Origin of the sequence: Segatella copri, from assembly GCF_019249655.2 — a bacterium.
In the GTDB taxonomy this organism is placed as follows: domain Bacteria; phylum Bacteroidota; class Bacteroidia; order Bacteroidales; family Bacteroidaceae; genus Prevotella.
The window spans coordinates 3,419,934-3,433,310 of record NZ_CP137557.1 but is presented as its reverse complement, the minus strand read 5'-3'; the positions used below and the strand labels follow the sequence as shown (position 1 = coordinate 3,433,310).

10 protein-coding genes are annotated in these 13,377 nt (G+C 43.6%); all 10 read left to right on the top strand.

All coding sequences use genetic code 11. From position 1 onward, the window contains the following. Positions 1-150 precede the first annotated feature (150 nt). The 10 genes from KUA49_RS14065 to KUA49_RS14020 all read left to right on the top strand — a co-directional run bounded on the left by KUA49_RS14065 (position 151) and on the right by KUA49_RS14020 (position 13,363). Positions 151-459, top strand: a complete 309-nt coding sequence (locus tag KUA49_RS14065) for a DUF3874 domain-containing protein (protein ID WP_318331622.1) — start codon at positions 151-153, stop codon at positions 457-459. A gap of 498 nt (positions 460-957) precedes the next feature. Beyond that, positions 958-3,819, top strand: coding sequence for a leucine--tRNA ligase (gene leuS, locus KUA49_RS14060; protein WP_218412469.1), 2,862 nt, complete (start codon positions 958-960; stop codon positions 3,817-3,819). A gap of 78 nt (positions 3,820-3,897) precedes the next feature. Then, positions 3,898-4,854: a YitT family protein gene (locus tag KUA49_RS14055; RefSeq protein WP_203051118.1), complete on the top strand. Its 957-nt coding sequence runs from the start codon at positions 3,898-3,900 to the stop codon at positions 4,852-4,854. A gap of 82 nt (positions 4,855-4,936) precedes the next feature. Next, positions 4,937-5,551: a non-canonical purine NTP diphosphatase gene (locus tag KUA49_RS14050; protein ID WP_256624820.1), complete on the top strand. Its 615-nt coding sequence runs from the start codon at positions 4,937-4,939 to the stop codon at positions 5,549-5,551. Between the two features lie 36 nt (positions 5,552-5,587). After that, positions 5,588-7,267, top strand: coding sequence for a CotH kinase family protein (locus KUA49_RS14045; protein ID WP_218412467.1), 1,680 nt, complete (start codon positions 5,588-5,590; stop codon positions 7,265-7,267). Positions 7,268-7,279: 12 nt separating this feature from the next. Further along, positions 7,280-8,197, top strand: coding sequence for a glycosyltransferase family 2 protein (locus KUA49_RS14040; protein ID WP_218412466.1), 918 nt, complete (start codon positions 7,280-7,282; stop codon positions 8,195-8,197). Beyond that, complete coding sequence (locus KUA49_RS14035) at positions 8,194-10,194, top strand: Por secretion system protein (protein WP_218412465.1); 2,001 nt, start codon at positions 8,194-8,196, stop codon at positions 10,192-10,194. Before KUA49_RS14040 ends, KUA49_RS14035 begins: the two co-directional genes overlap by 4 nt. Positions 10,195-10,212: 18 nt before the next feature. Then, positions 10,213-11,205 (top strand): acyltransferase family protein, encoded by a 993-nt coding sequence (locus tag KUA49_RS14030; RefSeq protein WP_218412464.1) that lies wholly within the window; start codon positions 10,213-10,215, stop codon positions 11,203-11,205. 122 nt (positions 11,206-11,327) lie between these two features. Then, positions 11,328-12,425, top strand: a complete 1,098-nt coding sequence (locus tag KUA49_RS14025) for a glycosyltransferase family 2 protein (RefSeq protein WP_218412463.1) — start codon at positions 11,328-11,330, stop codon at positions 12,423-12,425. Continuing rightward, the gene (locus tag KUA49_RS14020; protein WP_218412462.1) at positions 12,359-13,363 is read left to right on the top strand and encodes a glycosyltransferase family 2 protein; all 1,005 of its coding nucleotides are present in this window, start codon (positions 12,359-12,361) and stop codon (positions 13,361-13,363) included. The genes KUA49_RS14025 and KUA49_RS14020 overlap by 67 nt, the downstream gene beginning before the upstream one ends. Positions 13,364-13,377: the final 14 nt, after the last annotated feature.

Below are 13,377 nucleotides of genomic sequence, written 5' to 3'. Positions count from 1 at the left end.
TGAAGGAGTAGCCCCAGATGCTTTTCATCATCTGGAAGCCGCCGTTTCATCTGCATCAGAATCCCGGCAGACAAATACATCGACAACGGTTCGCCTATCGATTATGAGCAACTGTACGCCCAGGTTGTCTATGAACTGACCGAGCAGAAGGTGCCCTACTGGTTCTACAACGAAGAGGTGGCCCGCATCCAGGAGCGCAACTATCCCTTCTTTAAATCAGATGACGTAGAAGGCATGCTGAAAGCCTGCTTCCGTACGCCCAAGAATCAGGAAGAAGGAAGATGGATGACCATAGCCGAAATCTTCAAGGTTTTGCAGGAGCAGTATCCGATGCTCATCGCCGACCACAGAACCAAGATCCGTATCGGACAGGCCATGAAATTCCTGAATTGCGAGAGAAAGCGAACCAACAAGGGACCTGCTTATTATCTCTGTTCAAAAATGGCGAAAACATGCTGAAAAGTATGTGGAAAACCATTTTAAAAAGGGTCTTGTCGCAGCAAAGCGTGTAGTGTGGTGTAGTGTGAGTGTAGTGTCAACGCCCACACTACACGCCACTAAACTAATTAATAATCAACGGTTTAAGCATCGCAGAGTGTAGTGTGCAATAGAAATCGACAATTGGTTATCCACGATGTGGAAAACGGTTGTTTATAATTTTGTCGCACCATGCGTCGTTTTGTGCCTGGCGATGGCAAAAAGTTGCCCTAGTAGAGGGCAATATTGTATAAAGGATAATTGGCAAGTCAATACTGCTCTCTATAAGGTGACATGGATGAATTGTTTGTTTAAAGAAATAAAAAACTTGCATTTTATTTTGTTATGTGCTAAAATAAATGTAATTTTGCAGCATGAATGGGGTTACACCTTATTAAAATAAAGAAAATATTTCTAAAACGACAAGGATGCAAACCCTCTATCAAGAAGAAAAAGAAATAAAATAATAATATAAAAACAATGGAATACAACTTCAGAGAAATCGAGAAGAAATGGCACCAGAAATGGGTCGAGAACAAGACCTATAAGGTTGTCGAGGATGAAAACAAGAAGAAATTCTATGTGCTCAACATGTTCCCTTATCCATCAGGAGCTGGTTTGCACGTAGGTCACCCACTTGGTTATATCGCGAGCGATATCTATGCACGCTACAAGCGTTTGAACGGATTCAACGTATTGGACCCTATGGGTTACGATGCTTACGGTTTGCCTGCAGAGCAGTATGCTATCCAGACCGGTCAGCACCCAGAGGTTACTACCGTAGCCAACATCAACCGCTACCGCGAGCAGCTCGACAAGATTGGCTTCTGCTTCGATTGGGACCGTGAGGTTCGTACCTGCGACCCTAAGTATTACCATTGGACTCAGTGGGCTTTCCAGAAGATGTTCAACTCATTCTTCTGCAACAGCTGCCAGAAGGCTCAGCCTATCGAAAAGCTCATCAAGCACTTCGAGGAGAAGGGTTCTGCTGACTTGAACGTGGCTCAGAACGAGCAGATTGACTTCACAGCCGAGGAGTGGAACAGCTTCGACGACGTGAAGAAGCAGCAGATTCTGATGAACTACCGCATCGCTTACCTCGGAGAAACGATGGTAAACTGGTGCCCAGGTCTGGGTACTGTGCTTGCCAACGACGAGGTAGTAAACGGCGTAAGTGAGCGTGGCGGTTATCCTGTAATCCAGAAGAAGATGCAGCAGTGGTGTTTGAGAACATCTGCTTACTCTCAGCGTCTGCTCGACGGTTTGGAGACCATCCAGTGGAGCGACAGTATCAAGGAAACCCAGAAGAACTGGATTGGCCGTTCTGAGGGTACAGAGGTAGTATTCTCTGTAAAGGACAGCGACGTGAAGTTCACCATCTTCACTACCCGTGCCGATACCATGTTTGGCGTAACCTTCATGGTTCTGGCTCCAGAGAGCGAGTATGTTCAGCAGGTAACTACTGCCGAGCAGAAGGAAGAGGTAGAGAAGTATCTGGACTACGTGAAGAAGCGCACCGAGTTGGACCGTATGGCTAACCACAGCGTAACAGGTGTATTCTCAGGAAGCTACGCCATCAATCCATTCACCGGCGAGGCTATCCCTGTATGGATTTCAGAATATGTATTGGCAGGATATGGTACAGGTGCCATCATGGCTGTGCCTGCTCACGATAGCCGTGACTACGCCTTTGCCAAGCACTTCAACCTGCCTATCATTCCTCTTATCGAGGGTGCTGATGTTTCAGAGGAGAGCTTCGATGCCAAGGAAGGCATCGTAACTAACTCACCTGTAGCAGGCAAGAGCAGCATGGATGGCTTCTCTCTGAACGGACTCACCGTGAAGGAGGCTATCGCAGCTACCAAGAAGTTTGTTACCGAGAAGGGCATCGGCCGAGTAAAGGTAAACTATCGTCTCCGCGACGCCATCTTCTCTCGTCAGCGCTACTGGGGTGAGCCATTCCCTGTATATTACAAGGATGGAATGCCACAGATGGTTCCAGAGGAGTGCCTGCCACTCGAATTGCCAGAGATTGAGACCTACAAGCCAACAGAAACTGGCGAGCCACCATTGGGCAGAGCCAAGAAGTGGGCTTGGGATACTGAGAAGAAAGAGGTGGTTGACAAGAGCCTCGTAGATAACAAGACCGTATTCCCACTGGAGCTCAACACTATGCCAGGTTTCGCAGGTTCATCTGCTTACTACCTGCGCTACATGGATCCTCACAACGATGAGGCACTCGTAGGCAAGAAGGCTGATGAGTACTGGCAGAACGTGGACCTCTACGTAGGTGGTTGCGAGCATGCTACCGGTCACTTGATTTACTCTCGTTTCTGGAACAAGTTCCTCTTCGACCTCGGCGTAAGTTGCAAGGAAGAGCCATTCCAGAAGCTGGTGAACCAGGGTATGATCCAGGGCCGCTCTAACTTCGTTTACCGCATCAACAGCGATGACCACGACAAGGCTCCTGTATTCGTAAGCCTGAACCTGAAGAAGGATTACGACGTAACTCCTATCCACGTAGATGTAAACATCGTAAGCAACGATGTATTGGATATCGAGGCATTCAAGGCTTGGCGCCCTGAATATCAGAACGCTGAGTTCATCCTGGAGGATGGCAAGTACATCTGCGGATGGGCTATCGAGAAGATGTCTAAGAGTATGTTCAACGTGGTGAATCCAGATATGATTGTCGAGAAGTATGGTGCTGATACCCTGCGTCTCTACGAAATGTTCCTGGGTCCTGTAGAGGCAAGCAAGCCTTGGGATACCAACGGTATCGACGGTTGCCACCGCTTCCTGAAGAAGTTCTGGGGCTTGTTCTATGAGAACCGCTCTGACAACTTCCTTCCATCAGCCGACGAGGCAGCGAAGCCAGAGAGCCTGAAGAGCGTTCACAAGCTCATCAAGAAGGTAAGCGAGGACATTGAGAAGTTCTCTTACAACACTTCTATCTCAGCCTTCATGATTGCCGTGAACGAACTCGGTCAGCAGAAGTGCCACAACAAGGAACTCCTGAAGGATCTCGTCATCCTCATCGCTCCATTCGCTCCACACATCGCAGAAGAGTTGTGGGCAGCACTTGGCGAGCAGGGCAGCGTTTGCGATGCAGCATGGCCTAAGTATGATGAGCAGTATCTGAAGGAGAACGACATGCAGCTCACCATTTCCTTCAACGGTAAAGCTCGTTTCCAGATGACTTTCCCTGTGGATACTCCTAACGAGGAAATCCAGAAGCAGGTATTGGCAGACGAGAAGAGCCAGAAGTACTTGGAGGGATTCAACGTATTGAAGGTAATCATCGTACCGAAGAAGATTGTCAACGTAGTGTTGAAAAAGTAATTTATTGATAATATACAGAAGGTCGTCTCATCTAAAAATGGGCGACCTTCTGTGCTTTAAAAATACGAGGAAAATATTATGCAAATAGCAATCAGTCAATCAATTAAGAATGAGTGCAAGGATTATTTCTACATTACCCTTGGACTCTTGCTTTACACATTTGGATGGACCATCTTTCTGCTTCCATACCAGATAGTAACGGGTGGCGTAACGGGTATCGCAGCCGTGATTTACTACGGCACGGGGATACCTATCTATTTGTCATATTTTCTCATCAATGCAGCCTTGCTGCTTGCCGCACTGAAGATACTGGGATTCAAGTTCATGGTGAAAACCATCTACGCCATCATCATGCTATCCGTGTTCCTGGCTGTGGCGCAAGACTGGATGATAGGTGAAGATGGAAAGATGATACAGGTGCTGGGCGTGGGACAGGACTTCATGTCGCTCATCATCGGCTGTCTGTTTACGGGATTATCGCTCGCCGTCGTCTTTCTGCACAATGGAAGTACGGGTGGAACGGATATCATCGCCGCCATCGTGAACAAATATCACAACATCTCGCTGGGCCGGGTGCTCATCTTTGTGGATCTCCTCATCGTGGGCAGTTCGTTCTTCGTCTTCAATGCGAAGCCCGACTTTACTACGATAGACGCCGTTAGAAAGGTGGTATTCGGTCTCTGTACGATGGTGATAGAGAACCTGGTACTCGACTATGTGATGAACGCCAAGCGAGAGAGTGTGCAGTTCATGATATTCAGCAAGAAATATCAGGAGATAGCCAACGCCATCGGTACGCAGATGGACCATGGTGTAACCATTCTTGACGGTCATGGCTGGTACACGGGCGACGAGATGAAGGTGCTCTGTATCCTGGCAAAGAAGAACGAGAGCGTCACCATCTTCCGCATCGTCAAGATTATCGACCCGAATGCCTTTGTAAGTCAGAGTGCCGTTATCGGTGTGTATGGCGAGGGATTTGATGAGATGAAAGTGAAAATCAAGGAAAAAGACATTAAAATAATTAAAAGTTAAAAGTTTATAGCGGCTTCGCCGTATAGCAAGAAGCACTATTGCAAGAATGCCCTATAAACTATTAACTATAAATTATAAACTTATGAAAAGGATAGTATTTGCAACAAACAACCAGCATAAGCTCCAGGAGATTCGCGACATCCTGGGCAGCGACTACGAGGTAGTATCGCTGAAGGAAATAGGATGCAACGTGGATATTCCGGAAACGGGTAATACATTGGAAGAGAATGCCTTACAGAAGGCACAGTATGTTTATGACCATTACCACGTAAGTTGCTTTGCCGATGATACCGGTCTGGAGGTAGAGGCACTGGATGGTGCCCCTGGCGTTCACAGTGCCCGCTATGCCGAGGGAACCGACCACGACAGCGAGGCAAACATGGCTAAGCTGCTTAGAGAACTGGATGGCAAGGAAAACCGCCAGGCTCGCTTTCGCACCGTCATCTGCTACATCGAAAAGCAGGATGTATGCCCTTGCGGCTGCACCAGCATCAAGAAGATTCATCAGTTTGACGGCATCGTGAATGGTCACATCGCCACCGAGAAGCACGGCACCGAAGGCTTCGGCTACGACCCAATCTTCGTACCCGAAGGCTATGATAAGAGCTTTGCCGAGCTGGGTGAGGAAATCAAGAACGGCATCAGCCACAGAGCCAGAGCCGTGGTCAAACTGGCAGAATACTTGAGAAAGAAGTAAGGAAGTAAAGAAAAAGAAGTAGATATAGAAATAGATATGAAACGGCTATATTGTCTATTTATCATCATATTATACCTTGCCATAAGCATCCCATCCTATGCCCAGTTTACGATCAACGGAAAGCATATCATCTATGATAAGCAAAACGACACGTATATGGCTTGCATCCCGGAGGATGCTTTTGGTAAGGATTATGAAGCAATCATCCTGTTGGATATTGCCTCAGATTGGAGCGACCTCAGCATTGATGGCACCCAGATAGCTTACAGCTATACTTTCAAGCAAGTGGAAGGCAACAAGCTTTACTCCATTCATGCCCGAAAAGGTAATAAGGAAATCAATACCAAGATTACCTTCACCTTCTTGCCTCTGCTGGTGCTGCAAGGCTCATTCGGCTATGATTATGCCCAAGGAAGCATGTCATTGTATTCTCCTGATGCCACAGAGCCAACCATCTCCTTAATCAAAGCCAAATGGAGAGGAGGTTCCACCAATACGGCGGATAAGCACAAGAGAAACTACAAGATAAAATCTATCAACTTCAAAGGCAAGAGCCAGGACATCTCGCTCCTGGGGATGAGAGAAGACAATAACTGGATTATGGATGCAGGACAAATTGACCTGTTCCGCCTGAGAAACCGCATTGCCACAGAGATTTGGAACGACTTTGCCACCAAGCCATACTATGCCTCGAAGGAGCCTAAGGCCAAGAGTGGCGTAACGGGAAAAGTGGTAGAGGTTATCCTCAACAACGAATATCGCGGCATCTATTCGCTGACCGAAGCCATGGATAGAAAGGAGTTGAAACTCAAGAAATACGATGATAAGAATCAGGAGTTTCACGGCCAGCTTTGGAAGGTAAGTTCGTGGGACAAGGCAACCTTCTGGGACATCGATAAAGACTACAATAACACCCAGGAAACCTGGCATGCATTCGAGACTAAATATCCTGATATAGACGATGTAAACCCTACTGATTACAGTCCGCTTTATGAAGCCATTGATTTTGTTGCCAACAGCAATGACGAGGCATTCAAGAAAGAAGTGGGCGATTACTTCGATATTCCTGTACTCATTGACTATCAGCTATTCCTGGAAACTCTGAAGCCTGTGGATAATAATGGCAAAAACATGTATTGGGGAATCTATGATGTGGCAAAAAGCAAGAAGCTAACCCTTGCCATCTGGGACTTAGATGCCAGCGTAGGACAAGATTGGCATTGCTCCACCCCACTTCATCCAGATTATATATTGCCAAATACAGACTTGGGAGTGAAGGATGGTTTCAACCTATATCATAGGCTCAGCTCCTTGAATGTAGATAACTATAATGAAAAGGTGGCTAACAGATATCAGGAATTAAGAAAGACTTATTTCAGCGAGGAAAATCTCATCTCCAGATATCAGGGCTATTATGATATGCTGGTGAAAAGTGGTGCAGCCAGCAGAGAAGAGTGCAAATGGTCGAAAGACTCAGATATTGGCGGCTATCCCCTGAACTTCAAGTCAGAAATAGAATACATCAAGAATTGGATTATCAACAGATTGAACTATCTGGATACCAACCAATTCCCGATTTCAACCAATATCTATGATGTGTATCGGTCTGAGGGTTCAAAGCAAAAGTCTGTTTATAACATGCTGGGACAAAAGGTAGGCAGCTCTTATAAAGGGCTTAAAATAATGAATGGAAAGAAATATTATACAACCCAATAAAGAACAAAAGATATGATTAATACCCTCTCGATATTAATCCCTACATATAATAATGTATGCTTTGAGCTTGTAAGGAGTTTACAAGCTCAGGCATCATTATTGTCTGTTTCTGCATCTGATTTCAAGTACGAAATCATCGTTGCCGACGATGGTTCCACCGACAAGACAACCATAGAGGGCAACCGCATCATCAACACCCTGCCCCATTGTCGCTACATAGAAAGAGAAAAGAACGTAGGCAGAGCCGCCATCCGCAACTTCCTGGCAAAGGAGGCACAATATCCCTGGCTGCTGTTTATCGATAGTAATATGAATGTTATTAATAATGAATATCTCGCCAATTACCAGAAAGAAGAAGAAGAAGAAAGCGACGTAATCTATGGTGGTTATCAGATAAAAAGGGATGCTGACACGCAAGAACGTCTGAAATATAATCTGCGCTATATCTTCGAACTGGCGGGTGTCCAGAATGGAGATTACCGCCTGCGTCAAATAAATCCATACGGAGATTTCCATACCTCCAACTTTATTGCCAAGCGCAGCATCATGCTGAAATATCCCTTCGACGAACGCTTTTTCCACTATGGATACGAAGACGTTCTTTGGGGTAAAACACTAAAAGACAATCAAATATCCATCCATCATGTGGATAATCCACTCGGTTATGAACATTTCATTGGAAACATGTCGTTTATCAACAAGACAGAAGAAAGCCTGCATACCCTCTACCAGTTTAGAAAAGAGCTGCAAGAATACTCAAAAATCATCAGTTATGCCAACAAAGTGAAAGGCTGGCATCTCTATGCACCCTGCCAACGACTCTTCCCATTACTCAGCTTACCAATAAAAGCAAGGCTTACAGGCAATAAACCAAGCATTTTCTTGTTTAATATATATAAGTTGTTATATTATATACATTTAGATACATGAGTAAGAAAATATTAATACTCCTCTCGTTCCTGCTCCTGCAGGTTACATCATACAGAGCAATCGCTGCAATCGGCGACTGGAAAGCCTACATGGCATATAGTGAAGTGCAAGAGTTAGAACAAGCCGGAAACCTGATATTTGTTCAGGCTTCCAACAATCTCTATGTCTATAACCAAAACGACCAGAGCATCCAAACATTCAGCAAGATGGATTATCTGAGCGATTGTGGCATTCAGCACATTGCTTATAACAAGGCAGCAAAACGCCTGCTCATCTTCTATAGCAATGCCAACATGGACTTGATGAACATCAGCAACTATGATGTTCAGAATCTCTCTGATTATTATTCAGCCTCTACCACAGGTGAAAAAACTGTAAACGACATCTACATGTATGGCAAATATGCCTACATGAGTAATGGTTTCGGCATTATAAAAGTAAATGTTGCAGATGGCGAAATCAGCGATACTTATAATCTCGGATTCAAGGTAAACTGGTGCGAGATTAAAGATAGTCATATCTATGCATATAGTCAAACAAACGGACAATATCGTGCCTTGCTTAACAGCAATTTACTCGATAAGAATAATTGGAGCAAAGTGGGAGGCTATGTTGCCAAGAAGCAGGAAGATAAAAGCGCTTTGAAACAGATTATTAGCACATTACAGCCAGGAGGCCCGAAATACAACAACTTCTATGGAATGCGCTTTGTTAATAATTTACTTTATACTTGCGGAGGACTTTGGGGACATTTAATTGACGCTGGCCGCCCTGGTACTATACAAGTATTAGATAAGGACAACTGGACAATTTATGATGATAGTATAGCAGCAAAAACAGGAATAAAATATGTTGATGTCAATTCTGTCGACGTAGATCCATTAGACCCTAATCATGTTTTCGCAGGTGCAAAAAGTGGACTTTATGAATTTCAGAACGGCAAATTCATCAAGCATTATAATTCAGAAAACAGCTTGATTACTTCATTTAATAACACAAGCAAGAATTACCAGCTTATCACGAGTGTAAAATTTGATACAGACGGAAATCTATGGATGTTAAACAGTCAATCTCCATCCAATCAATCACTTATAGAATATACAAAAGATGGAAAGTGGGTTTCTCACCATAAACCAGAATTATATAATTTAGGTTCTTTAGAATGCCTCATGCAGGACAGCCGTGGATTACTATGGTTTGTCAACAACCACCATGAATTACCATCAATATATTGTTATCAGGCATCAACTGACCAACTAAACAAATATTCTTCTTTTGTAAACGAAGATGGAGCTACACTATCCCCTGTATTTGTAAGATATGTAACTGAAGACAAAAACCAGGATATATGGATAGGAACCAATATTGGTCCCCTACTCCTATACAAAAAAGATATTACATCAGATACACCTATATTCACCCAAGTGAAAGTTCCACGTAATGATGGAACCAATTATGCCGATTATCTTCTTAGCGGAGTGGATATTTCATGTATAGCTATTGATGGTAGCAACAGAAAATGGTTTGGAACAAATGGCAATGGCATCTATGTAATCAGCAATGATTGCTTGACTCAAATTTACCATTTTACGACCAATAACAGTAACTTACTGTCTAATAATATAGAGGCTATTGCCATAAATGAGCAGACAGGAGAAGTCTTCGCCGGAACCGATAAGGGACTCTGTTCTTACCTGAGTGATGCCAGCTCCCCAAATAACGAAATGACGAAAGATAATGTCTGGGCTTATCCTAATCCAGTAAAGCCAGATTACACGGGTCTTATCACCATCACCGGCCTATCTTTCGATGCAGATATAAAAATAGTTACAACCAATGGCATCCTTATAAACCAGGGCAGAAGCAACGGCGGTACCTACACTTGGAACGGCAAGGACCTGAAAGGTCAAAAGGTGGCAAGTGGCATCTATATGGTAGAAACAGCTACTAGCGACGGCAGCAAAGGTACTGTCTGCAAAATAGCAATCGTCAAATAAAACAAGAAAAGTGCATCCATGACTCGACAAAGAAAACATTGGATAGACTTACTGCGAGGCATTTGCATGCTTGCAATCCTCCTCGACCATACAGAGATTTACTACACAGGCATTAATATCATTGATTACAATGCCTATGTAGTAAACGCTCTCACCATTTTCTTTATGCTTTCAGGCTATCTAATGTATAAGGAAAATGGTTTTGATATCAGAAAAAAGATGAAATCTATCGCCCAAACGTTATTGCTCCCCTATTTCATCTTTTCTGCCCTCATCTCGCTTCCCAAGGACCTTGTACATGGCAACGAAATCAACATCATGAATATCTGCGAGCAAATCATTCTTGGGCAGGCTTCCTGGTTCATAGCAGCCCTTTGCCTATCCGAAACTATCTTTGCCGTAACAATCTGGATAGCTAGAGGAAAAGACCTGGCTTTGTTCTGCGTCGGCATCATGGGATTTGGCTTTTCCATCTACTTATCCCAAGGGCAACAACCTTATCCTTGGCAACTAGACAACAGCATGCAAGCTTTGCTATTTCTCTTGATAGGATACACTTACCACAAACATGAAAAAGAAGTTTATATCATCAATCGCATAACATACATACCGATATGTACCATTCTTCTTATCTGCATCAAAATATATGAAAACATGAACAATGTCAATATGCTGATATGGCCGATATCCATCAACAACTATCCGATATTCTTACTGGATATACTCTTATGCAGTGTGCTGATGGTACAAATATTTAAAAGACTTCCACCTTGCAAATGGCTGGAATGGACAGGTTCGCATTCCCTGGTTTACTATTTTCTATGTGGAGGCGTGCCACTCATTATAAGCAGAATATTCGAAAAGATAGGACTAAGCTATCATGGCAACTATCTATACGTAATAGCAGCATTCATCACCGTATATATAATAACAACCATCCTAACATGGTTCATTTACAGATATTTACCTTTTACAATAGGAAAGAAATATGAAAATAGCTCCTATAGTTAAACTCCCTGGCCCTTTTATGCCTTTCATTTTTATGATGGCAGCTGTAGCCATATCTGCTATCAAATTAAATAAAAAGGTCTGATTGCTTTGATATCTCATTATATTTTTGTACTTTTGTAGGCATGAAACTAAGCATTATCATACCAGTCTATCGCACCCAGGATACACTCTCCAGATGCTTGGAGAGTATCTTGTGCCAATCATTCACCGACTACGAGATGATTCTCGTTGACGATGGATCGCCCGACGAGTGCCCCCGCCTCTGCGATGAATATGCTGCAAGAAATAAGAATATCCTCGTTATTCACAAAGAAAACGGAGGATTGAGCGATGCTCGCAACAGGGGTATAAAACAAGCACAAGGAGATTACATCACCTTTGTGGATAGCGATGATACGATTGTGGATAATACCTTGGAAAAACTGATGAAAGAACTACAGGAACATCCACACGTAGATATTCTGGAATATCCTGTTCTGGAAAGATATGGCAACAAGAACAGGCAAACGGAACTGAACTTCACGCCACGTGAATATACCCATCCCCTGGAATACTGGTTAGAAGAAAAAGGATATCACCATACCTATGCCTGGAACAAAATCTATAAGCGCCATCTCTTTGACCATATAGAATTTCCTAAAGGCAGAACCTTCGAGGATGTATGGACCACCCCATTACTGATAGGATTAGTTCGCAAAACCGAGGACAATGCTATTTGCCAACAGGAAATGAACAAAGCCAATGATTATCCCATCATCAGAATGACAAATGTGGGAAAATACATCTATCATTGGAATAACCAAGGTATTACCGCCAAGGCAAAATACAAGGATCTGAAATCATTATATGATGGACATATCCGAGTATGGAATAGCATGATGAAAAGTATCAGGGAAAATACCAGATTTCAGGAAAAATACGATTATCAGATTCTGGAATATATGGCACAAATACTCAACATCATGCTCGATCTCTACGAAACCTCGGGGAAATATGAATCCAACCCACCACTCGTAGAATATCTGAAAATCATTCATAATAAACATAAAAGAAGCAAGAGACATCAGGAAAACAGGTACACCCCAAACACGGGGAATACTATTGCTATCCCTTTGAAACTCAAGCTTCTCAACATATTAGGTTATCAGCAATTATGCAAACTCAACAAATTCATACATCAAATAATCCGTTTGAGCAAAACGCTCAAGCTCCATTGGTAAGCTTCATCATCACAACTTACAACTTGCCTTCGGAGTATCTGGAACTTTGCTTAAGAAGTATTCTGAAACTCTCGCTCAACCCAAAGGAGAGAGAAATCATCATGATTGATGACGGTAGCGAACTGTCACCTATCCAGGACTTGATGGATTACCAAGACGACATCATCTATTTGCGCCAGCGCAACCAGGGGCTGTCTATGGCAAGAAACAAAGGCATACAGATAGCCACCGGCAAATACATCCAGTTTATAGATGGTGATGATTATCTGCTTCAAACGGCATACGAACACTGTCTGGATCTCGTAAGATACCACAACCCAGACATTGTATATTTCGAACTCACAGACCAAGAGGTAAAGGCCGTACCATATTCATATACAGAGCCCGTAAGCGGAAGCACCTTCCTACACAACAACAACTTACGAGGCTCTGCCTGCAGCTATATCTTTAAGCAGGATATCCTGCATGAGCAGCGCTTTACACCAGGCATTCTGCATGAGGACGAAGAGTTCACCCCACTCTTGTTTTTAAAGGCTGAGAGAATCATCACCACCGATGCCAAGGCTTACTTCTATCGCACCAGGAAAGACTCCATCATGCATCAGAGAGAAAACAAACGTCACAGTTTGAAAAGACTTGCCGATACAGAACTGGTCATCTTCCACTTGCAGGAGAAAGCAGCCCTGCTATCTGATACAGAAAGAGTGGCTCTGAATAGAAGAATAGCCCAACTGACAATGGACTACCTCTATAATACAATCCTGTTGACACGCAGTACCCGGCATTTGGAAGATGCCATCAAGCGACTGCATGACAAGGGACTCTATCCACTGCCAGACAAAAAATATACCAAGAAATATCAGTTGTTCTGTAAAGCCATCAGAAGCAAGGTAGGCAGAAGACTCATGGTGATGACTTTACCACAAATCAAGGCATAGCCATTATGCTTTTC

What these genes read in the sequence shown, in the direction of transcription:
- leuS (WP_218412469.1), top strand. Translation starts at nt 958, where the DNA reads ATGGAATACAACTTCAGAGAAATCGAGAAGAAATGGCACCAGAAATGG.
- KUA49_RS14055 (WP_203051118.1), top strand. Translation starts at nt 3,898, where the DNA reads ATGCAAATAGCAATCAGTCAATCAATTAAGAATGAGTGCAAGGATTAT.
- KUA49_RS14050 (WP_256624820.1), top strand. Translation starts at nt 4,937, where the DNA reads ATGAAAAGGATAGTATTTGCAACAAACAACCAGCATAAGCTCCAGGAG.
- KUA49_RS14045 (WP_218412467.1), top strand. Translation starts at nt 5,588, where the DNA reads ATGAAACGGCTATATTGTCTATTTATCATCATATTATACCTTGCCATA.
- KUA49_RS14040 (WP_218412466.1), top strand. Translation starts at nt 7,280, where the DNA reads ATGATTAATACCCTCTCGATATTAATCCCTACATATAATAATGTATGC.
- KUA49_RS14035 (WP_218412465.1), top strand. Translation starts at nt 8,194, where the DNA reads ATGAGTAAGAAAATATTAATACTCCTCTCGTTCCTGCTCCTGCAGGTT.
- KUA49_RS14030 (WP_218412464.1), top strand. Translation starts at nt 10,213, where the DNA reads ATGACTCGACAAAGAAAACATTGGATAGACTTACTGCGAGGCATTTGC.
- KUA49_RS14025 (WP_218412463.1), top strand. Translation starts at nt 11,328, where the DNA reads ATGAAACTAAGCATTATCATACCAGTCTATCGCACCCAGGATACACTC.
- KUA49_RS14020 (WP_218412462.1), top strand. Translation starts at nt 12,359, where the DNA reads ATGCAAACTCAACAAATTCATACATCAAATAATCCGTTTGAGCAAAAC.